The organism is Sphingomonas sp. Leaf9, from assembly GCF_001421355.1.
Lineage (GTDB): Bacteria > Pseudomonadota > Alphaproteobacteria > Sphingomonadales > Sphingomonadaceae > Sphingomonas.
Genome location: NZ_LMKC01000002.1, coordinates 505,888 through 527,448, shown reverse-complemented (window position 1 = coordinate 527,448; position 21,561 = coordinate 505,888). Strand labels below are relative to the sequence as shown.

The 21,561-nt window shown below is 65.2% G+C and carries 21 protein-coding genes and 1 pseudogene; 7 read left to right on the top strand and 15 right to left on the bottom strand.

The window, feature by feature from the left end; genetic code table 11:
* Positions 1-28 precede the first annotated feature (28 nt).
* The 4 genes from rtcA to ASE58_RS18435 all read right to left on the bottom strand — a co-directional run bounded on the left by rtcA (position 29) and on the right by ASE58_RS18435 (position 4,980).
* Complete coding sequence (gene rtcA / locus ASE58_RS06465; protein ID WP_055818942.1) at positions 29-1,042, bottom strand: RNA 3'-terminal phosphate cyclase; 1,014 nt, start codon at positions 1,040-1,042, stop codon at positions 29-31.
* Positions 1,039-1,836 (bottom strand): nucleotidyltransferase domain-containing protein, encoded by a 798-nt coding sequence (locus tag ASE58_RS06460; RefSeq protein WP_082467721.1) that lies wholly within the window; start codon positions 1,834-1,836, stop codon positions 1,039-1,041. Before ASE58_RS06460 ends, rtcA begins: the two co-directional genes overlap by 4 nt.
* Before the next feature lie 79 nt (positions 1,837-1,915).
* The gene (locus ASE58_RS06455; RefSeq protein WP_055819601.1) at positions 1,916-3,142 is read right to left on the bottom strand and encodes an RtcB family protein; all 1,227 of its coding nucleotides are present in this window, start codon (positions 3,140-3,142) and stop codon (positions 1,916-1,918) included.
* A gap of 413 nt (positions 3,143-3,555) precedes the next feature.
* Complete coding sequence (locus tag ASE58_RS18435) at positions 3,556-4,980, bottom strand: RNA-binding protein (protein WP_055818937.1); 1,425 nt, start codon at positions 4,978-4,980, stop codon at positions 3,556-3,558.
* A gap of 344 nt (positions 4,981-5,324) precedes the next feature.
* Between ASE58_RS18435 and rtcR the strand changes: the two genes are divergently transcribed.
* The 5 genes from rtcR to ASE58_RS06425 all read left to right on the top strand — a co-directional run bounded on the left by rtcR (position 5,325) and on the right by ASE58_RS06425 (position 9,171).
* Complete coding sequence (gene rtcR / locus ASE58_RS06445) at positions 5,325-6,911, top strand: RNA repair transcriptional activator RtcR (RefSeq protein WP_055818934.1); 1,587 nt, start codon at positions 5,325-5,327, stop codon at positions 6,909-6,911.
* A 134-nt stretch (positions 6,912-7,045) separates the two neighbouring features.
* Positions 7,046-7,510: a nuclear transport factor 2 family protein gene (locus ASE58_RS06440; protein WP_055818931.1), complete on the top strand. Its 465-nt coding sequence runs from the start codon at positions 7,046-7,048 to the stop codon at positions 7,508-7,510.
* Positions 7,507-8,088: a TetR/AcrR family transcriptional regulator gene (locus ASE58_RS06435; protein ID WP_055818928.1), complete on the top strand. Its 582-nt coding sequence runs from the start codon at positions 7,507-7,509 to the stop codon at positions 8,086-8,088. Before ASE58_RS06440 ends, ASE58_RS06435 begins: the two co-directional genes overlap by 4 nt.
* Positions 8,089-8,149: 61 nt before the next feature.
* Positions 8,150-8,752, top strand: coding sequence for a pyridoxamine 5'-phosphate oxidase family protein (locus tag ASE58_RS06430; RefSeq protein WP_055819598.1), 603 nt, complete (start codon positions 8,150-8,152; stop codon positions 8,750-8,752).
* A 2-nt stretch (positions 8,753-8,754) separates the two neighbouring features.
* The gene (locus tag ASE58_RS06425) at positions 8,755-9,171 is read left to right on the top strand and encodes a VOC family protein (protein ID WP_055818925.1); all 417 of its coding nucleotides are present in this window, start codon (positions 8,755-8,757) and stop codon (positions 9,169-9,171) included.
* 497 nt (positions 9,172-9,668) lie between these two features.
* On the opposite strand, the gene ASE58_RS17495 is transcribed toward ASE58_RS06425, so the two are convergent.
* Entirely contained in the window at positions 9,669-9,869 is a 201-nt protein-coding gene (locus ASE58_RS17495) for a hypothetical protein (protein WP_235513515.1), read from the bottom strand.
* On the opposite strand from ASE58_RS17495, the pseudogene ASE58_RS06420 reads away from it, so the two are divergent.
* Positions 9,868-10,227 (top strand): annotated as a pseudogene (locus ASE58_RS06420) (MBL fold metallo-hydrolase); the annotation flags it as partial. The gene ASE58_RS17495 and the pseudogene ASE58_RS06420 overlap by 2 nt on opposite strands.
* Here ASE58_RS06420 and ASE58_RS06415 read toward each other — a convergent pair.
* The 3 genes from ASE58_RS06415 to ASE58_RS06405 all read right to left on the bottom strand — a co-directional run bounded on the left by ASE58_RS06415 (position 10,187) and on the right by ASE58_RS06405 (position 14,217).
* Entirely contained in the window at positions 10,187-11,698 is a 1,512-nt protein-coding gene (locus tag ASE58_RS06415) for an alginate export family protein (RefSeq protein WP_156347641.1), read from the bottom strand. The pseudogene ASE58_RS06420 and the gene ASE58_RS06415 sit on opposite strands and share 41 nt — an antisense overlap.
* Positions 11,699-11,805: 107 nt before the next feature.
* The gene (locus tag ASE58_RS06410; RefSeq protein WP_055818918.1) at positions 11,806-12,603 is read right to left on the bottom strand and encodes an endonuclease/exonuclease/phosphatase family protein; all 798 of its coding nucleotides are present in this window, start codon (positions 12,601-12,603) and stop codon (positions 11,806-11,808) included.
* 312 nt (positions 12,604-12,915) lie between these two features.
* Positions 12,916-14,217: an SLC13 family permease gene (locus ASE58_RS06405; RefSeq protein WP_055818915.1), complete on the bottom strand. Its 1,302-nt coding sequence runs from the start codon at positions 14,215-14,217 to the stop codon at positions 12,916-12,918.
* A gap of 115 nt (positions 14,218-14,332) precedes the next feature.
* Here ASE58_RS06405 and ASE58_RS06400 point away from each other — a divergent pair, with 115 nt between their 5' ends.
* Complete coding sequence (locus tag ASE58_RS06400; protein WP_055818912.1) at positions 14,333-15,226, top strand: hypothetical protein; 894 nt, start codon at positions 14,333-14,335, stop codon at positions 15,224-15,226.
* A gap of 11 nt (positions 15,227-15,237) precedes the next feature.
* Here ASE58_RS06400 and ASE58_RS06395 read toward each other — a convergent pair whose 3' ends face one another.
* The 7 genes from ASE58_RS06395 to ASE58_RS06365 form a co-directional block, all read right to left on the bottom strand.
* Positions 15,238-16,092, bottom strand: a complete 855-nt coding sequence (locus ASE58_RS06395; RefSeq protein WP_235513514.1) for a serine hydrolase — start codon at positions 16,090-16,092, stop codon at positions 15,238-15,240.
* A 371-nt stretch (positions 16,093-16,463) separates the two neighbouring features.
* On the bottom strand, positions 16,464-17,204 hold the full coding sequence (gene arsH, locus ASE58_RS06390) for an arsenical resistance protein ArsH (RefSeq protein ID WP_055818911.1): 741 nt from the start codon (positions 17,202-17,204) through the stop codon (positions 16,464-16,466).
* The gene (locus tag ASE58_RS06385) at positions 17,204-18,490 is read right to left on the bottom strand and encodes an arsenic transporter (protein ID WP_055818908.1); all 1,287 of its coding nucleotides are present in this window, start codon (positions 18,488-18,490) and stop codon (positions 17,204-17,206) included. Before ASE58_RS06385 ends, arsH begins: the two co-directional genes overlap by 1 nt.
* Positions 18,490-18,918, bottom strand: a complete 429-nt coding sequence (arsC, locus tag ASE58_RS06380; protein WP_082467715.1) for an arsenate reductase (glutaredoxin) — start codon at positions 18,916-18,918, stop codon at positions 18,490-18,492. Before arsC ends, ASE58_RS06385 begins: the two co-directional genes overlap by 1 nt.
* An 11-nt stretch (positions 18,919-18,929) precedes the next feature.
* The gene (locus ASE58_RS06375) at positions 18,930-19,262 is read right to left on the bottom strand and encodes an ArsR/SmtB family transcription factor (RefSeq protein WP_055818905.1); all 333 of its coding nucleotides are present in this window, start codon (positions 19,260-19,262) and stop codon (positions 18,930-18,932) included.
* A 727-nt stretch (positions 19,263-19,989) separates the two neighbouring features.
* Complete coding sequence (locus ASE58_RS06370) at positions 19,990-21,237, bottom strand: type II toxin-antitoxin system HipA family toxin (RefSeq protein WP_055818902.1); 1,248 nt, start codon at positions 21,235-21,237, stop codon at positions 19,990-19,992.
* Positions 21,237-21,560 carry a helix-turn-helix transcriptional regulator gene (locus tag ASE58_RS06365; RefSeq protein WP_055818899.1) on the bottom strand — a complete coding sequence of 108 codons (324 nt, stop codon included), beginning with the start codon at positions 21,558-21,560 and terminating at the stop codon, positions 21,237-21,239. Before ASE58_RS06365 ends, ASE58_RS06370 begins: the two co-directional genes overlap by 1 nt.
* Position 21,561: the final 1 nt, after the last annotated feature.

Here is a 21,561-nt window from a genome sequence, read left to right as displayed (position 1 = left end):
CGGTCAGGGGGCTGCACCCGTGCGTGCGTCAGGCGATCGTCACCGCATGGGCCCCGCCCGCCTGCTGCGCGAACCGGGTGCGCCGCCCCGTAAAGCGCTCGATCACCGCCGCCGCCGTGCGGGCATGCTCGCTCGGCTTGACGGTGGTGAACGCGCCGCCGCCCGCCAGCGCCATCGGCAACAGCAGTTGGTCGGCGAGATACGGCCCGGCAAAGGCATCGCATGCCAGATAACCGCGCATCCGCCCGATCGCCGTCTTCGCGACGCGCTCGGCGGTTACGCCCAATCGTGCGAACCCGCTGACGATCTCCGTCGCCTGTTCGAACCGCGCCTCCAGCAGCAGGATGTTGCCCGGCCCCTGATCGACGGGCAGTTCGCGGACGAAGCATTCGCGGTCGCTCCAGTCGAACGCCTTGCGCACCATCGCGATCTCCCGCTCGGCGATTGATAGCGGCAGTGCCGCGATCAGCGCGCAGGCCGATACGCTGACCGGCGCGCCGCGCGTCAGGCATGCGACCGGCTGCAGCGGACCGGGGGTGATATCCACCTCTATCCGCCCGCCGCCGCGCGGGTAGAAGCCGTGCCGGATCAACCGCGCCTCGACCTGTCCGCCCATCCGCCGGACGACCGGCAGGAAGCAGCGATCGATGAACTCGAACGGCGGGGCCAGCATATTGTGGGTGCCGCCTTCCAGCACCAGTCGCGACGGCGCGTCGGCGAGCATCAACGGCATCAGCACCGTCTGCAACACCAGCCCCGTCGATCCCGCCGTACCGACCGAAAAGCGATAGTCGCCGGCGACGACCCGGCCGGGACGGAAGGTCAGGTCGCACGATCCGACGACCAGCCCCTCGCAGGTCGCGTTCCCGATCGCGCACGCCGCCTCGATCGCGGTGACGTGCTGGCGCATCAGCCCCGGCTTCGACCGTTTGGCGCGGATGTTCGTGATGCGAACCGCCGTACCCGTGACGAGCGACAGCGCGCACGCGTTGCGCACGACCTGTCCCCCGCCCTCGCCTTCGGCACCGTCGATTACGATCATGTGTTCACCAGATGCAGGAACAGTGCCTCCGCCCGCTCGCGCGAGCGCGGATCGATGGTGCCGCCCGGCACCTCGCCGGCGCGGGAAAGCTCGTCACGGATCAGCGCGTCGAGCGCGGAGATGCGCGCGGTATTGCTTCGCTCGTTGCTCCGCCGCTTCGCCGCCACGAGCGCAGCGATATCGTCCGCCAGCGCGTCCGACAGGCCGACGGCATCGATCAGCGACTGCAGGTCCATCGGCGGGCGGCCCCTCCCCTCGCGCCTCAGCCAGCGGATCGCGAGCGCCGGACGCAGCGCATAGAAATATTGCTTCACCGGCACAGCGCCGTCGTCCTCCAGCCAGCGATCGGCGGCGTTCCGCCCGAGGCTGGCATAATGCAGGGCGAGCGATCGCGCATCGATCACGCTGTCGGCCAGCGCCGCGAGGTCGGCGACGATCGCGTCGTCCGGGCGATAGCGGATCGGGCTCTCGATCCATTCGCTGACGACGGCATTCGACTTCAGCAGCAGCCCCAGTGCCTTGCGGATGTCCCAGCCGCTCAGGTCGATGTCGTCGACGATCGGTGCCTCGATCACGTCGCGGCCGGGCATCAGCGACAGATACCAGTCGCGCGGCCGGACATAGACGAAGCGCACATCGTAATCGCTGTCGGGTGACGGAAATCCCCATGCGCGCGAGCCGGATTCGACCGTCAGCAACAGGCGCACGCCCTCGTTCGCCTCGACGGCGGCAAGGCGCGTGTCGATCTCGGATCGCACCCCGGCGGGAATGGCTTCGTTGGTCAACGGCAACACGGTTCGTTCCTTTCATCCTTCCGCCCGATCCGGCGGCCGGCGAAGCGGCGGCGACGGCTCCCCCGCCCGTCGCCCCGCTTCACCCCTTCACGCACACCACCTGTTTCAGGGTGTGGACGATCTCCACCAGATCGGCCTGTGCGGCCATCACGGCTTCGATCGGCTTGTAGGCCTTTGGCGTCTCGTCGATCACGCCCTCGTCCTTGCGGCATTCGACGCCCGCCGTGTCGGCGATATGTTCGTCGAGCGTCACCAGCTTCTTGGCCGCCGTCCGGCTCATCACCCGGCCGGCACCGTGCGAGCAGCTGTCGAACGACTCCGGGTTGCCAAGGCCCCGGACGATGAACGACTTCGCGCCCATCGATCCGGGGATGATCCCCATCACGCCCTTCGCCGCGCGCACGGCCCCTTTCCGCGTCACCAGCACGTTCTCGCCGAAGTGATTTTCGCGCGTGACGTAATTGTGGTGGCAGTTGACCGCCTCCAGTTCCGCCTCGAACGGCTTCGTGATCACCTTGCGCAGCGCAGCGATGACGTTGGTCATCATCATCCGCCGGTTGAGCGCCGCATAATCCTGGGCCCAGCCGACCGCCTCGACATAATCGTCGAAATGGTCGGTTCCTTCGGGGAAATAGGCGAGATCTTCGTCAGGCAGATTCAGGTGCCATTTGCGCATGTCCTGCTTCGCCAGTTCGATGAAGAACGTGCCGATCGCATTGCCGACGCCGCGCGAGCCCGAATGCAGCATCACCCACACCGCACCCGATTCGTCGAGGCACAGTTCGATGAAGTGGTTGCCGGTGCCCAGCGTCCCCAAATGCACGAGGTTGTTCGTGTTCTTGAGCCGCGGATGCTTTTCGCACAGCCGGTCGAAACGCTGGACGAGCGTCAACCACGCCGCGACGATGGCGGGCGGGGGCGAACCCCAGCTGCCATTGTCACGCTTGCCCCGCCCGACGCTGCGCCCGTGCGGCACCGCCTGCTCAATCGCCGAGCGGACACCCTCCAGATGGTCGGGCAGGTCGCTCGCCAGCAGCGAGGTGCGCGCCGCCATCATGCCGCAGCCGATATCGACCCCGACCGCCGCCGGAATGACTGCCCCCTTGGTCGGGATCACCGACCCCACGGTCGCGCCGATGCCAATATGGACGTCGGGCATGGCGGCGACATGTTTGAAGATGAACGGCATCTGCGCCGCTCGCGCCAGCTGCGCACGCGCGCCGTCCTCGACGGGCACGCCGCGCGTCCATGCCTTGATCGGCACGCCGCCGGGCACGTCAGTATACTCGTACGTCGTTGCGGTCATCATGACCTCCTTTAGATTTCGGTGCCGGCGACGAGGGTTGGCGAGACGTTTCCGGGTTGCCCCGGGGCGGATTCGAACCGCCTGAACCGATGTAGTCCCGCCGGCATTCACCAGCTTGATAGGATCACGGCGACGAGGGATTGACCGGACATCTCCTGCTCTAACCACTGAGCTACCCGACCGAAGCCGGGGCGGGATTCGAACCCGCGACCTGGGGATGAAAAGTCCATGTAGTCCGGTCGGCATTCGCCGCGTTGAAATGGGCCATGGCGACGAGAATTGGCGAGACGTTGGTCGACCTTGAGCTACATTCCCATGGCGGGATTCGAACCCGCATCTCCCGGTTGTCCAGGCGCTCTACTCTCCGGTCTGGCACGGGATGTAGTCCCGCCGGCATTCGCCACGGCCTTCCTTCAAACCTCCGTTTCGTTGATGCGTTCTACCCAGTCGCGCGTCTGCCCGGCGGCAAAGCGCGCGATCATGTCGAACACTGCGTCGGAGAATCCCCCGACATTCAGTATCTCCGGCCGGCCCGCCGCCTGGGTAGTCCCATGCGGCTGGATGTCGACGCAGACGAGCCGCGCCGCCGGGTTGCGGCGCCTCAACCGGTCCCATTCGCGCATCGTCTCCGTCGCGCCGTGCCGCGTGGCATCGACCCATGACTCATTGTCGGAGACGATGACGACCAGATCGACCTTCGCCCCCTCCCGATTGAGCCGGGCGAGCGGGGCCGATACCGTGGTGCCGCCCCCGCCCACCGCCGCCAGCCGCGCCGCGTTCACGGCGAGACGGGCATGGGGATCGAGCGTGCAATCGACGACATCGACGGCGAACGGCAGCACGCGTGCATGGCCGTTGGTCCGCAGCATCGCCGGGGCGACCAGCGCCGCCACATCGACACAGCGCACCGTCGTCGACGCGCCCTTGCGATAGCCGGTTACCGACGACTGCATCGAACCCGACACATCCGGGCAGACCACGACATTGCCCGGCACCACCGGTACGCTTGCCAACGACGCCTCCAGCGCCGTCTCCAGCGCGGCCTGCACCGCCAGCGGCACCCCGCCACCCACCGATCGCAGCGCGACCAGCAATTGGTAGGGCAATACCCCCGGTGCCGGCACGGCCAGCCGCGCCGCGACCGCCTCGGTCACCCCCGGCACCCCGAACGCGCCGCTCCGCGCCAGCGTGTTGAGGTTGATCCGGAGCGCCTGCCACCCCATCCGCGTCGCCAGTTCGCCCCATTGCTCCGCGCGCAACGGAAAGGCGGTCAGCCACTGAAACGGCACGGGCGGCAGCGGCAACGCGGTATCGCGCTTCCACGCCTCGAAGGCGGCGATCTCCACCGGCAAGGCGGCAAGGTCGTACGGCTTGCCTATCAGCCAGCCATAGAAGGCGCGCCGCGTCACATCAGCCGGTTTGGGATGCACCATGCGGACGATATCGGCGAGGCTCGGGTCGTTGCCGGTCGCCGCCGCCATCAGATCGCGCATCGATGCCCGCTCCAGCCACTGCGTCACCAGCCGCTTCGGCCGCGTGCCGAGCGACGTCCGCCCGACCTGCCCCGAACGCAGGATCTGCACATAGCTGCGCAGCATCCGCCCGGTGTCGACGACCTGCCCGAACACCGGCACCGCAAGGTCCGGATCGGCAATCGTCAGATAGGCGGCCAACAGCGCCGGCATGTCCTTCATCGCCCCCGCCCGCCGCGCATAGATCGCGGCCTTCGCAACGAACATCGGATCGCAGGCCCGCGCTGCCGCCCCTGCGCGGTTCAATGTGTCGGTGCTCGGCAACAGCCGCGCCACCGCGCTTGCGAACAATCCTCTGTTGGCCATCGTCCAACTCCCTTCGAAATCCGGTCAGGGCGGCAGTTCAGCCTGCGACATCCTGCTGCTAAGCAGTCGCGCTTCGCGAAACGTGCCACGCCCTGTTCGCTTTGGGGGCGGCCGGCCCATTCCGACCGCCCCTGCCGCGCATCGGGCCGTTCGATACCATGCGACCCGATGCCCGATACTTTGCGAGAGACGTGCCAATTTCCCCGCACAACCAGGATTATCTATAATTTTGTTTATTTTCATATATTTATTGGATTGTCGTACAAATCGAACGTATGGGCGGCTGAAAAGCGGCTACCAGATAAATGATCGACAGAAATCGTATTTTATCCCATAGGATAGACATGCGCCCAACGACCGTTATCGGCTTTCTCGGCTCCACGCTTGACGCCAGCAAGTTTGGCCCGTCCCGTTGGTCGAAATGGCGACCGACCGTCGGCCTGACGATGCACGAGGATTTGCGGGTCGACCGACTGGTGCTGCTGCACGGCACGCGCCACGAGCGACTGGCCCATTATGTCGCCGAGGATATCGCCTCGGTTTCCCCCGAAACGCGGGTGGAGCCGCATGTCCTCGACTTCACCGATCCGTGGGATTTCGAGGAGGTGTACGGCAAGCTGCTCGACTTCGCGCGAGCCTATCCGTTCGATCCGGAGAGCGAAGACTATCTCATCCACATCACCACCGGCACGCACGTCGCGCAAATCTGCCTGTTCCTGCTGAGCGAGGCGCATTACCTGCCCGGTCGCCTGCTCCAGACACAGCCCAGCCGGGGCGGGGGCAGCGCAGCGGGCAACTGGAATGCGATCGACCTGGACCTGTCGCGCTACGACAGCATCGCCACACGCTTCGCCGCCGACCGGGCCGAGGGCACCAGCTTCCTGAAATCGGGGATCGACACGCGCAACGCCGCCTTCAATGCGATGATCGACGAGATCGAACAGGTCGCGATCCGCAGCCGCGCGCCGCTGTTGCTGATGGGGCCGACCGGGGCGGGCAAGAGTCAGCTCGCCCGGCGCATCTACGAATTGAAGCGCCTGAAACGGCAGGTGAAGGGCCCGCTGGTGGAGGTGAATTGCGCGACGTTGAAGGGGGACAGCGCGATGTCGGCGCTGTTCGGCCATCGCAAGGGCGCGTTCACCGGCGCTGCCGCCGATCGCGCGGGCCTGCTGCGTACCGCCGATACCGGCGTCCTGTTCCTCGACGAGATCGGCGAACTGGGCCTCGACGAACAGGCGATGATCCTGCGCGCGATCGAGGACAAGCGCTTCCTGCCGGTCGGCGCCGACCGCGAGGTCGAAAGCGAATTTCAGCTGATCGCCGGCACCAATCGCAACCTTGCCGCCTGCGTGGCGGAGGGCAATTTTCGCGACGACCTGTATGCCCGGCTCAACCTCTGGACCTTCGCCCTCCCCAGCCTTGCCGAGCGGCGCGAGGATATCGCCCCCAATCTCGACTATGAACTCGATCGCCACGCCGAGCGCGAGGGCGATCGCATCACCTTCAACAAGGAAGCGCGCGACCGGTATCTCGACTTCGCGACCAGTGGCCAGGCGCGCTGGCCCGGCAACTTTCGCGACCTGGCGGCCAGCGTGACGCGCATGGCGACCTTCAGCCCGGAAGGCCGGATCAACGTGGAGTGCGTCACGACCGAGATCGCACGCCTGCAACGGCTATGGCGCGGCGGAACCGAAGCGCCCGACCCGTTGACCGACCTGCTGACCGCCGGGCAGATGGAAGCACTCGACCCGTTCGATCGCGTTCAGCTGGCCCATGTCGTCGAAACCTGCCGTGCCAGCCGGTCGCTGTCCGATGCCGGCCGCACGCTTTTCGTTGCGTCGCGTCGCCAGCGAAGCTCGACCAACGATGCCGATCGCCTGCGCAAATATCTTGCGCGGTTCGATCTTAGCTGGGCGCACATCATCGACTGACTCCGGGTCGCTCACCCGGACAACGGCATTCCGTCAAAACATCTTGTACTGATCGGTATAATTATGTACCTATCAGTACAAGACTAGCGCAGGCGCCCTTCGCCGACGCGGGTCCCGACCGGAAAGGAAGCAAGATGTCCCGTCCACCCCTGCCCCCCTTCACCCACGACAGCGCCGTCGAAAAGGTTCGGCTGGCGGAGGATGGCTGGAACACCCGCGACGCGGCAAGGGTCGCGCTTGCCTACACGCCGGATACCCGCTGGCGGAACCGGGTCGAGTTCGCCGCCAATCGCGACGAGGCACAGGCATTCCTGACCCGCAAGTGGAACAGGGAACATGACTATCGGCTCATCAAGGAATTATGGGCCTTTACCGGCAACCGCATCGCCGTCCGCTATGCCTATGAATATCGCGACGACAATGGGCAGTGGTTCCGCGCCTATGGCAACGAAAACTGGCTTTTCGCCGACGATGGGCTGATGGCGAACCGCCATGCCAGCATCAACGAAATGCCGATCGCCGAGCCCGATCGCAAGTTCCGCTGGCCGCTTGGCCGGCGTCCCGATGACCACCCGTCGCTGAGCGATCTCGATCTGTGAGGGCAAAGCGCGTCCTCACCGACCGGCAAAGCGCCCTGCCCGCGCTTGCCGAGGCGTTTCGCGAACATGGCTATGACGGCGCGAGCCTGGCCGTGCTGACGCAGGCGACGGGCCTGGGCAAAGGCAGCCTCTACAACTTCTTTCCCGGCGGGAAGGAGGAGATGATGGCGGCGGTGCTCGACGATATCGACCGCTGGTTTACCGAGGCGATCTTTCGGCCGCTGGAAGACACGACCGACCCGGCAACCGCCATCGCGGCGATGTTCGATGTCGTTAGCACCTATTTCCTGTCCGGCAGGCGGGTGTGCGTCATCGGCAGCCTTGGCCTGAACGCCGCCGGGGAAGTCTTTGCCGCGCGGGTGCGGCAGTATTTCGCGCGATGGATCGGGGCCGTCGCCCGCTGCCTCGAACGCGGCGGCGTCCCACCCGCCCTGGCGATGGAGCTTGCCGAGGAGGCGGTGTCGGGAATCCAGGGCGCGATTGTCCTGACCCGCGCGCTGGGCGACGAAGCGGCCTTTCGGCGGGTCGTTGACCGGCTTCGATCGTCGCTGCTGGCCGCACTCGATCGCGGCGGTTGAACGGCGAAGGGGTCGGCCGCATCGGGGGCCGGCTGGACAGTTCCAAGGAGACATGCATCCCATGGCACAGACGTTCCTGAAGACCATGTTCGGCCCACGGTCGCGCGCGTTGCAGGCGCTGGACGGCTCGCGCGCATCCTATGCGCGGATGGAGGCGCAGGCGGGTGAGGCCGACCTGCTGACCGACCGGGAAGCGGACTTCATCGCCGCGCGCGACAGCTTCTACATGGCCAGCATCAGCGAGGAAGGTTGGCCTTACCTGCAGCATCGCGGCGGGCCGCCGGGCTTCCTGCGACGGTTGTCGGGCAACCGGATCGGCTTTGCCGATTATCAGGGCAACCGGCAGTTCCTGTCGGTCGCCAACGTGGCGCGCGACGACCGGATATGCCTGTTCCTGATCGATTATCCGACGCGGCGCAGGCTGAAACTGATCGGCCACGCGGAGACCAGCGACGATCCCAAACAGGTCGCGGTGCTGATGCCGCCCGGATATGCGGCCAGGGGCGAACGGGCGTTCGTCATCGATATTGTCGGGTTCGACTGGAATTGTCCGCAGCACATCACGCCCCGCTTCACGGCCAACCAGGTCGAGGCGGCGACGCAACCCCTCCACGAAGAGATCGCCCGCCTGCGGGACCGGATTTCCGCTTTGCAAGGAGCATGACCATGACCGACAAGCTGACGATCGGCGTCCACCATGTCGGGCTGACCGTGCCGGATATCGACCAGGCGCGCCTGTTCTTCTGCGACGTGCTGGGCTTCGATGTCGTCGGCGGGAAGCCGGAGTATCCCGCGGTCTTCGTGTCCGATGGCCGCATCCTGCTGACGCTGTGGCGCGCCGCCGATCCGGCTGCGGCACGCCCGTTCGACCGGCGGGCGAATATCGGACTGCACCATTTGTCGCTGGCGGTCGCGGACGACGCCGCGCTCGACGCGGTATGGGCGCGGGTGGGCGCGCATGCCGATGTCGTCGTCGATGTCGCGCCCGATGCTATCCAGCCGGGATCGGCGACCCGGCATTTTATCGTTTTCATTCCGGGCGGCATCCGACTGGAATTCGCGACCCCCTTCGTCCCGGACTGAAGGGCGTCATTTGACCCGCATGAAGCCTTCACGCGCACCAGCCGAACGGCTGCGGCCGATTTTGTGCCGTTGTCCAAATTCTCGGATTGCAGACTGGCTGCGGCGGCAGGACCGTCACGCCAAAGCTTTAACCATCTAAGTCCGTGTTCTAACGTCGGATCATCTGAGGCTCGTTAAACAGGATAGCCATGTACTGGTCGCATGGAAAGGGATCGGACTTAAAGAATCCACGGCGGCCGGCGACTGTTTAGAATTGCCCTGATCCGCTGATACCAACGCGGTGGCTCTCGCCAACCCTGCCCGCTTGCCGGCCGATCCCAGCCGAGGCCGTTCCGTAGCAGGGCTCGACTTCGAGTCACCCGCCTGTTTCTGGATACTCCATGTCCATGGAGCATTGCCGGAAAAGCATTTTGGGAAACAGGAACCGGCAAGACGCAGCAGACGCAACTGAAACGCGACCCTTCTCTCCGCATGGTCGTTCTCGGAAAGGGTGCGGCTCAGGCGGATGACGTGATGATGTAAGCCCCGATAGCAATCACCACGGCGGCAAAGCCGCGTTCGAGCAGCCCCTTCCGGGCGCCAAGAACCTTGCCCAGCGCGATGCCGCCGACCGTTCCAACGACGCCACCCATGACCAGCAGCGCGGTCACGCCCCAATCGACCAGACCCGACAGAGCGTAGGAGGTGGAGGTGGTCACCGCCCGTGCCGACTTTCCCGGTGGCGACGCGCGTACGCTCTACCGCTCGATTCGTCGCCTGCTGGCGTTGCCTGACGCGACGCGGCTGTTCCTGTGCCACGACTACAAGGCACAGGGTCGCGACGAGTATCGCTGGGAGACGACCGTGGGTGAGCAGCGCCGGTCGAGTGTCCACGTCCATGACGCCGTAAGCGAAGACGAGTTCGTCGCCATGCGCGAGCAGCGCGACGCCGGGCTATCCGTGCCCAAGCTGCTGCTGCCCTCGATCCAGGTCAATATCCGCGCGGGCCATTTCGAACCGGCCGAGGCGAACGGCATCACTTACCTGCGTATACCGGTGAAGTGGAAGGCGGGGTGAGGTTCCGCAATCCAGTGTCCCGTCGGCGGATCAGTGGCGGAAGGAAAAGCGCTACCTGCCCGTGCAGCCATATGCTGGCGGCTAGAAGGAGAACATGATCGACGCGTAGCCGTAACTGGACATCGCGCGGGTCCGGTGCATTCGGCGCCTCGCGCAGAAACCGGCCTTTGAACAGCCGCGCATAGCCGAGATCGAGCGCTAAGATATCCGCGACCAGATCATATTCGACCTGCAGCTGCACCTGCTGTCCGGCATTGCGCCCGGCACGCCCGGTGGCGTCGCGCACGTCGCTGTTGCTGAAACGATCGACCGCACTGGCGAGGCGGAGCAGGCGGTAATCGCCCATCACCGACAGCCCGCCTGTAGGGGCAGCCTTCAGCCGTACGCCGGGGGAGAGCATGTTCGACCGGTCCGCCGCGCCGAATAATTCGGTCGGCCCGAATTCGAACCGCCGTGCGCCGTACAGCGTGTCGAACCGGCCGATCCGATCCTCCCGCCTATTGCCGGTATAATAGTCGAAGAATGCGGTCAGCTCGAATTTCCATCCGCCTGCGAAGCGATAGCCGACATCGCCATGGAAACCATAAGCCGCGACCGGTACGACCGGTTTGCCGCTGTCCGGGCTGCCATCGCGCCCACGTCCATATTGCGCCATCGCCTCGACCTCGAACGTCATGCCTTGGTCGGGACGGACGAACAGTCGCGCCCCCGGCGTGACCAGCCGCCGGTCGCTACGATCTGCCTGGCTTTCGCCGCGTTCGATCAGGCCATAAACGTAGGTTTCGAGACGGATTTCGCCGCCGAGAGGCAGGCGGTTGAAGGCGCCGAACAGTTGCAGGTCGGTATTCTCGCGATCCCATTGCGGCCGGTTGCGCCGGATCGCGGTGGTGCCGGTCGGCAACCGGACGGTAGGCATGGTCCAGAAAGCGACGAAGGCACGATCATCCTCTCCCTCGCGCGTCAGCCGCAACCCGGTGAACGACGTTACCGAGGTTCGAAACCCCTGCCGCGCGACGAGCCGTTCGGACCCCAGTTGCATCGTCATCCGACCGGCCTTCAGATAGCTGGTACTACCGCTACCCGGTGCCTCGCCAAGATCGCCCTGGGCATAATATTGCGAAAACTCGAGCGCATTCACAACATCGGTCCCGACCGACGATCCGCGCCGCTGGAAATAGGCGCGGGCGTCGTGGAATTCCGCACCAAACCGCACCGGCCCGGCATCATATTCGGCGAACAGCGTCGTGCGCAGCGCCAGCACCTGATTGCGGTTGACCGCGTCCTCGCGAAACTGACCGTCGATCGCCTCGAACCGGGCACGGACGCTGCCCGACAGGTGCCAGTTATCGGGCGCGCCGACCGCTTCGTGCAGCAGACCGTCCTCGGTGATCTGCGCCACCGCTGCGGATGGCATGGCTACCGTCAGCAGCGCCAGCAATCCAAAGGATGTGATGTTGGCCAGTTTGCGCACGCCTGCTCCCGTCGGCGAGCTGGTTCCATGCGGCGCTTCTTCGAAGTCCCGCCCGCCATCCGGCTTGAAATATCGACCTTGCCGATCGATCCACCGCACGGCGCATGTCAGGGGCGACGTTGCTCCTCGTCATATTCCTGCAAGACCTCCTTCACGTCGCGGCGGTCCTCGCGCGATACGGATTCGGGGCGCTTGCTGTCCGCAGGCCGTCCGGTCAGGCACAGGCGGGCATGGACCGGCAGATGGTCGGAACCGACATCCTCCAGCACCGCAAGATCGCGCACGGCGAATTCCGGCGTCACGAACAGGTGATCGAGCGGCCAACCGAGCAGCGGCGTTCGCGCCGGAAAGGTTGCGAACGTGCCGCGCCCGATACGCGGGTCGAGATAGCCGCCGACACGCTTGAACAGCTGCGACGTGTGCGACCACGCCACATCGTTGAAATCGCCGATCGCCAGAACCGGCAGTCTGGTGCGGGCAGCGCGCCGTGCCGCAATCGCTATTTCGGCGTCGCGTGCCTCGGTGACCTGTCCTGGCAAGGGCGGCCGGGGATGCAATGCGATCAACCTGAACGGGTCCCCCGCTGTCAGTTCGGCATGCATTGATGGTGTGTTCTTTTCGGCGATCGTTTCGATGTTGGCGTCGCGCATCGGCAAACGTGTCGCCAGGATCATGCCATAGGTGTTGCCGAGAGGGCGTTCGAGCCGGTTCGGATAGCGTGCCAGTTGCGGTGCCAGCGCCGCTGCCCAGCGCTTGTCGGTTTCCATCAGCAACAGGAGGTCGGGGCGGACCTGATCGATCAGCTGTACTGTCCAGCGATAGTCGCGGTTGGATTCGAGGACGTTCAGCGAGAGTATGCTGAAGCACCGATCCGTTGAGGTGGAACCGGCCTTCGCGAACGCCAATTCCGTCCGGGCGAGCGGCGTATAGGGATAGATGCGATAGAGCTGCCACCCGGCCGCGACCGCGCAGCACTACCCAGCGCCCGACCCGTCGATCCAGCCACAGTGCCGTCCCTCCCGTGAACAGCAGTGCCACCAGGATCTGGACCCGCGGGAAATCCCAAATCCTGATCCACCATTCATTCGATTCGACGATGCCGAGCGCGGTGACCAGGACCAGCAATCCCGCAAGGGCGCGGACGATATAGACGAGAATGCGCATGGCAGGATTCCAAGGGGTGGCGCGGTCGATCGGCGACCGGGCCGCAGCATCGATCAGAACGGAAAGAAGACCGGGATCGTCACGATCGCAACGGCGAAGGTGATCAGGTTCAGGGGCAAGCCGACCTTCACAAAGTCCATGTAGCGATACCCGCCCATCTGGTAGACGATGACGTTGGTCTGGTATCCGAACGGCGTCGCGAACGCGGCGCTGCCCGCCATCATCACCGCGACCAGGAACGGGCGAGGGCTGACGCCGAGGCTCTCCGCCAGCGCGACCGCGATCGGCGTGACCAGAACGGCCACGGTCGCATTCGACAGCAGCTCGGTCAGCACCATTGTCACGCCGTACAGCACGATCAGCGCGGTCAGCGGTCCGAATTCCTGCATCGATCCCACCAGCGCCCCGGTCGCCGTCGCGGCGAGGCCGCTTTGCTCCATCGCCAGCCCGATCACGACCATGCCGGCGATCAGGATCAGGATCTGGGGCCGCAGCCCGCCATAGGCTTCGTCGGCGGTGATGACGCGCAGCAGGATCAGCAGCACGGCCCCGGCAAAGGCCGATGCGGCGATCGGTGCGATGCCCGTGGCGGCCACGGCGATCGCGCCGACGAATACGGCGAACGCGATCGCCGCCTTGACCGGTTGAAAGACGCGATGTTCCGCGAACAGCGTCGGATCGCCGACCTGGGCGTTCGGCACATCGACGTCGCGTCGGTCAGGAACCGGGCTGTCATCGGCGATGCTGCCGCGCATCAGCTTGCCGCTGAACAGGAACAGGTAGATCGCCCCCGCCAGCGCGATCGGCAGACCCACAGGGGTGATCTCGAAGATGCCGAAGCGCGGTTGCCCGGCATTGCGCGCCATGTCGTCGACCAGCAAATTGGTCGACGTTCCGATCAGGGTGCAGCAGCCAGTCAGCACCGTAATGTAGGACAACGGCATCAGATAACGTTTAGGCGGCAGTTTCAGGGCGGTCGCGACATCGCGCACGACCGGCGCACCCAGCACGACGATCGGCGTGCTGTTGAGGAAACAGGACGCGACCCCGATCGCACCCAGCATCAGCCAGATGCCGGCCGACCCCAGCCGCTTGCACATCCTGACCGCAGCCTCGATCGCGCGATCGAGCAGGCCCGATAGTTCGAGGGCATAAGCGATGACGAACAGCGAGGCGAGCGCGATGATCGCCGGACTGGCGAAGGCGCTCTGGACGTCGATCGGCCGCACGACGCCGGCAATGAGCAGGACGGCCGCACCGCTTAGCGCCACGACGTCCGAGCGTACCTTGTCCCAGATCAGCGCCGCGACGACCAGCACCAGCACCAGCAGCGTCAGCACCTGATCGAAGGTCACGCGGCTATCACCCGGGCAGAGGACATACCGCGATCGGGCAGCACGTCCGGGATTATATCGTCGGATGTCATGGCCTTGGGTATGCCAATTTGGCGGGCTTTGCTATCGATGCCGTATGAACGAGCCAACCTTGCGGAACAGCCGGCTTGCGCTGGCAGGCGGTCTGGCGATTGCCCTGGCGGTCGGCGGAACGGGGTTCCTGATCGGGCGGGGCACATCTCCGCGCGAGGTCGTGCCGCCCGCCGCTGCCCCGGTCGCGACGGCACCTGCGGTTGTCCAACCCGCGCCCTCGCTGCCCGACCCGCGCGATATCGTCAAAACCCGTGCCGACCTGATCGCACTGGCATCGCAGGCAGCGGATGCGCTTGCATCGGGCCGTCCCCTACCGAAGGCGGCTGCCGATCTGGCGGGGCAGCGGTTCGAATTGCGGCTTCCCTTCGGATGTCGCGGACCTTCCGATGCGGACAGCGACAGCCCGATGCGCTGGCGCTACGATGCTGAGGCCAGGGCGCTGCGGGTCCATGTCGCGCCGGTCATCTGGAGCGGGGCGGATCTGGGCGCGTCGGAGGATGGATCGGCGACCGGCATGATCGCGGAAGGGTTCTGGATTCCCCGCCCGTGGACGGCGAACGAAACCTGCCCGGCGGCGCAGGACAGCGCCGCACCCACCGGCGCCGATGCGGTCACCCTGCCAGGGCAGACATTGGCGGTCGCCCAATTTGCCGATGGTGCCGTGCAAGGGCTGCGCGACGGAAAGCCCTACGAGACCGTGGTGCGCGCGGCCCCGGACGAGGTGCCCGCCGATCAGGGCCTGCAGCTTCGCCTGCGCGGCAGGATCGGCGGAACGGCGGATCGATCGCCCGTGGCCTGTCGACAACCCGCCGGTCCCGAACAGCGCCCGATCTGCATCATCGCGGTGACGCTGGACGATGTAGCGATCGACAACCCGCGAACCGGCAAGACGCTGGCCACCTGGAGCGCTGACCGGGCCAGCCTGCCCGATCGATAGGGCGTCGCGGGTTACCGGTTGGCCGCGGCGATCACCGCCCGCGTGACATCGCCCATCAGCCGCATCCGCGCCGGAATGGGCTGGCGCGTGCTCGCGATCATCACGGCAAGCGCATAGCGATGCCCGTCCGGCGCCACGAGCAGACCGACGTCGTTATAGCCAGTCGACAATTTGCCGAGATCCTGCCCGGTCCCCGTCTTGTGGGCGAGCGTCCAGCCGGGACGCAGGCCGGACTTCAGGCGTAGCGGACCGGTCTTGCTGGCTCGCATCAGCGTCAGCAGCGATGCGGTCGACCGATCGCTCAGCAGCCGGCCCTGCGCCAGCAACGATAGTCCGAGCGTCACGCCATTGGCCGATGCGCCGTCCAGCGGCGCGTCGAGATAGCGGCGCAGCGCCTTGTCGCGCGCTGCATAGGACATCGCGGCGCGCGCTTGCAGGAACCCCCAGCCACCGGCCCATTCGGGACGCCATGCCAGTCCGGCGGTACGCGCCTGCAACTGCCGCTCACCGGGACCGAAGCAGACGCCGGCAACACCCTTGTCCTTCAACATCCGGTTGACGGCCGCAGGACCGCCGATCCGCCACAGGAGCACGTCGTTGGCGGTGTTGTCGCTGCGCGACATGGCGCCGCGCAGCAGATTGCCGACCGTCGTCTTGTAGCCCGTCTTTCCGACCAGCGTCCGGATCGGCTGGTGGAACAGGGTCAGGTCGGCGCGAGTGACGATCACCGGATCGGCAAGCGACAATCGCCCCTGATCGACCGCATCCATGACTCCGATGGCGACCCATAGCTTGCTAACGCTCTGCTGTGGACGCGGGGTGTCGCCCTGCCAGTCGACGACCCAGTTTTCGTCGATATCGCGCACGCTGATGCCCACCTGGCCCTCGAAACCTGCGCCCAGTGCTTGCACGGCGTTCAGCAGGTCCGCCGATGGCTGCGGCCGGGCGACGACCAACGGTGCTTCGGGAATGACAGATGCGGGAGTACGATTGGCGACCGGGACAGGAGGCGGCGGGGCGGCAGGTCGACCGGCAGGAACGCAGGCGGGCAGGACCGCCAGGACAGAAACTGCACTGGCGCAGCGAAACAACAATCGGATCGTCAACAGGGCTTCCCTTTTTCGGCCTTGTAACGAACTGACGATAAAGCGAAAACCTGCTCAAGCCGCCTTCGACGCAGCCGCCGCTCCGTCCAGCGCAGGGAAGGTTCGTTCCGTTCCGGTAGCAGCCGCCCGCATCAAGGTTTCGTGGCGATACTCGACAGGTCAGTGGCGGTGTCGATCACCGCGCCGGCTTCCTTTCGCTCCGAATAACGATCAACCAGCTGGGCGGTATGCGGGCGCAGCAGGACGGTGAAACGCACCAGTTCCTCCATCACGTCGACGATCCGGTCGTAATAGCTCGACGGCTTCATGCGCCCTGCATCATCGAACTCGGCGAACGCCTTGGCGACCGACGACTGGTTGGGGATCGTCACCATTCGCATCCAGCGGCCGAGAACGCGCAGCGTATTGACGCTGTTGAACGACTGCGATCCGGCCGACACCTGCATGACCGCCAGCGTGCGGCCCTGCGTCGGACGCATCCCGCCCATGTTGAGCGGCAAATGGTCGATTTGCAGCTTCATGATGCCGGTAATCTGGCCGTGGCGCTCGGGGCTGCACCACACCTGCCCCTCCGACCACATCGACAGCTCGCGCAGTTCGTGGACGGCCGGATGATCGTCGCCGGCGTGCTGGTCAGGGAGCGGCAGCGTAGCGGGATCGAAAATGCGCGTCTCACAGCCGAAGAAGCGGAGCAGCCGCGCCGCTTCCTCAATGCACAGGCGCGAATAGGATCGCTCACGAAGCGATCCATAGAGAAGCAGGATACGGGGCGGCGGATCGCCAGCACCCAGCCCAAGGGCGGGCCGATCGAGCACGTAACGCCGATCGAGTGCCGGCAGATGGTCAGGGTCGGTAAGGTCGCGCAGCGGCATCAGGCAATTCCAATTCGCAGCGCGAGCGCCGCCAGCGTGATGAGCAGGACAGGCACGGTCAGCGTGACCCCGACCCGGAAATAATAGCCCCATCCGATCCTGACGCCCTTCTGCCCCAGCACGTGCAGCCACAGCAGCGTCGCGAGCGAGCCGATCGGCGTCAGTTTGGGGCCGAGATCGCAGCCGATCACGTTGGCATAGATCATCGCTTCCCTGACAGCGCCGGTTGCGTGCGTAGCGTCGATCGACAGCGCGCCCACCAGCACGGTCGGCATATTGTTCATCACCGACGACAGAACGGCTGCGATCACGCCCGTTCCCAGCGCCGCGCCCCACACGCCGCCTTGCGCGGTCTGGTCGAGCAGCGTCGCCAGATGATCCGTCAGGCCAGCGTTTCGCAGGCCATAGACGACTAGGTACATGCCCAGCGAAAAGATCACGACCTGCCACGGCGCGCCGCGCACCACCTTACGTGTCTCGATCACATGGCCCCGCCCCGCAATCACCAGCAGCAGGATCGCACTGGCAGCAGCGACGGCGCTAACTGGCACACCGAGCGGTTCGAGTAGGAAGAAGCCCGCGAGCAGCAGCGCCAAGACAATCCATCCGGCGCGGAAGGTTGCGCCGTCGCGGATCGCGTCCGTCGGTGTGCGCAACGCGGCCACGTCATAGTCGGATGGAATGTCGCGCCGGAAGAACAGCAGCAGTGCGCTCATTGTCGCGGCGATCGACACCAGATCGACCGGCACCATTACGGCGGCATATTCAGCAAAGCCGAGCTTGAAGAAGTCGGCCGACACGATGTTGACGAGGTTCGAGACGACGAGCGGCAGGCTGGCGGTGTCGGCGATGAACCCCGCCGCCATGACGAACGCCAGCGTCGCCTTGTCCTTGAACCCCAGCGCCCGCAGCATGGCGATGACGATCGGCGTCAGGATCAGTGCCGCGCCGTCATTGGCGAAAAGCGCGGACACCGCCGCGCCGAGCAGCACGATCAGGACGAACAGCCGGCGACCATGCCCCCCGCCCCAGCGCGCGACATGCAATGCCGCCCATTCGAAGAACCCGGCCTCATCCAGCAACAGGCTGATGACGATGATCGCGACGAACGCGGCTGTCGCATTCCAGACGATGCCCCAAACCACCGGCACGTCGGACACGGTGACGACGCCTGCAAGGAGCGCCACGACGGCCCCGCCCATCGCGCTCCACCCGATGCCGAGGCCCTTGGGTTGCCAAATGACGAGTGTGATCGTCGCGACGAAGATCAGGACGGCAAGGAGCATCAGGCGACGCGCTGGCCCGATGCATCGACCACCTGTTCGCCGTCTTCCTTGGCGAACGCGGCGCGCTGGCCGCTCGGCAGCAGATCGAGGACGGCTTCGGACGGGCGGCACAGCTTCACGCCGAGCGGCGAGACGACCAGCGGCCGGTTGATGAGGATCGGATGCGCCATCATCGCATCGACCAGCGCGTCGTCTGACAGCGCCGTGTCGTCCAGGCCCAGTTCCGCATAGGGCGTGCCTTTCTCCCGCAACAGATCGCGCGACGTGATGCCGGCGCGGTCGATCAGCTCGACCAGCAGTGCGCGCGCGGGCGGCGTCTTCAGATACTCGACCACATGCGGCTCGATGCTGGCATTGCGGATCATGGCAAGGGTGTTGCGAGACGTGCCGCACTCGGGATTGTGGTAGATGACGATATCGACGGCCACGGGAGGTCCTTTCAGCGGCAGGGGGCGAGTTCGGCGATCAGCGGCGCACACAGTTCCGCGTTACCCGCGCAGCAGTCTTTGACGAGGAACAGCGTCAGCGCGCGCAGGCCGTCCAGATCGGCGCGATAGATGATTGACCGGCTATGGCGTTCGGAGCGGACCAGACCCGCGCGGGCGAGAATGCCGAGATGTGCCGACATGGTGTTTTGCGGCACGTCGAGCTGACGGGCGACCTCGCCAGCCGCCATCCCGGCGGGTTCGTGGCGGACCAGCAGGCGAAACACATCGAGACGCGTTCCCTGTGCTAGCGCGCCAAGCGCAGCGATAGCCGAATCGGTTTCCACATATCCAGCATAGTAGATATGCGAGCTAGAACTAGGGTTGATTTGTCTGCCGCAACCGGACCTGCGGCCGGGGCATGACGAACCTGGGCATGATAAAAATGATAGCCGTAAAGCCGGAAACCACCGGCGCCGCATCTGATTCCGTAGCCCACCGAAGCACAAATTACCCGAACGCCATTTGTGCCGGAGGTCAGCATCGCCGATGCCGGGTAGCAAGTCCTCCGTACTAAAAAAACCGAAAACCCGAATAGATATGGCGAACGCAGCATTATGTCCTAAGATTGCGCTTTTGCACAATATTATTTCAGGCATTTTCCCCGATAACCCTAATTTTGCCTCTCCCGTAGCGGTAAATCAGCTCGAAAGGACGCATAGTCTCATTAATTTAAGCCTAAAAATTTTGATATTTTTGTTATTTAGTGTTCTGTTGCTGGAATATAGTTACTTTATAGAGAGTTATTCGGGTTTTCGGGTAAATTTTGACCGCGACCTGTGAACTTTGCTAGGAAAAGGCTGCTTTCTCTAAAAAAACGCCGAAATTAGGGTTATCGGTTTTTTAGGCGCAATACCTACAATCTTACGCGCCCTGCAGCGCGTAAGGTTGTATGCGGCGTCGCCTTCGGCGCCCCTTGGATCGGCACTGCGCGCCGAGATGGCACCGCTCACGCGTTGCCAGCGCTAACGCGGGGGTCGCGGCTCCGCCGCCTCGAGCGGGGCGTGGTCGCCCCTACGCTTTGCGATAGTCCTGCAAGACATAGGGATTGAGGAACTGCCGCCCGCGCATTAGGTCGCGTCCGACAACGGAAAGGCCAGCCTCATCGCAGACGGCGTCATAGCGCTCACCGATAATGGCGATCTGGTGGTCGATGATGGCGTCGGCCGCCTCGCGGGTCAGCAAGAAAGCGCCAGCCGCGTCGAGGCAGAGCCCCAACTGACTGTCGCGGCGCGCGCCATGGATCAGCATCGCCTGGCCCGCCTCGCCGCCCGCGCGGGCTTGCGGACAGATGTCATAGGCTGGCGTCAACGACAGCGAACCGCCGCCCCAGAACGCCGCATGGTTGCGCGCGTGGTCGTCGGTGTTGCCGCACAACACGTTGAAGATCAGGCGGCCGAACAGCTCCCGCAACGTCTCGCGCGGTCTGGCGAAGCGGTGGCGGATGATCTCGGCCAGCACCTCATAACTGGCGTAGCGCGCCATCATCTCGTCGAGTTCGAGCAGCGTCAGCGCCGACACCATCGCTCGGCGCGACAATTCCTCGCCGACGGCCACGCGATCGAAGCGCTCGACCAGCAGCACGTCCTTGCCCTGCGCCTGCACCAGCCGTACTGGCGCGACGTTCAGTCCTGCCTCAGCAGCGAGCCGCATCGCAATATATTCCGCCTTCACGACATTATGGACGTCGCCAGCAGCGGGGAATTTGGCGACATATTTCGTCGTTCCGTCCGTCAGCAACGCCTTGGGTCGTGCGCCGCCCAGCGAACTGCCATGATGCAGTGCGCGGTCGAGTTCAGGCGTCAGCGGGATGCCGGCTTCGACCCGCTCGGCCGACTGGACCAGCTCCTCCAGCGTCGCGCCGATCGCAGCGCGCGGAGCATAGTCCGTCGCCGAGGCCTGAAAATCGAGCGCGCCGATCCGGTCGGACCCGGACTCGAGCAGATAGCTCAGCTCGTCGATGCGATCGACATCGCCATCCCGCGCCTGCCGCCCCAATAAACGGTTGAGGATGACCCGGCGTCCCCAGGCATCGGGCGCGGCATCGCGCAGGCTGCTAGGTATCGAAAGACCGGGCAACGGCGCGATTGCGCCCGGGACGAGGGGCAGTTCCGGCAGGTACAGCGGGACCGCGTCCTCGCGCGCAAGATAGCTGCGGCCATAGTTGAACGACAGCCGCTGCCCGTCGCGAAAGATACGGCCCGCCACGACCGGCTCGATGTGCCCAGGCAGCCAGACCCAGACGAACGCCTGGCCCGCCATCAGAAGTCGTCGTCCACGACGACCCGGCGGCTGTGAACAGCGGCGGGCAACAGTGCGAGCCGATCGGCCACGCGGTTAGCCTCGCGCGCCACTTCCCTTTCGTCGAGGCCGAACAGCGGCACCTTCAGAATCGCCGCCAGTTCGAACACGGTACCGATCGCACAACCCGGTTCCCCGCGTTCGACCCGCACGAGCAGGGATCTTGATATTCCCGCCCGACCGGCGAGGTCCGCTTGCGATAGGCGCTGCTCTGTTCGCGCCGCGCGTAGCGTATCGGCCATTAACTTGAGCGCATTTTCGGCATATCGCGACTGGGCTACCATT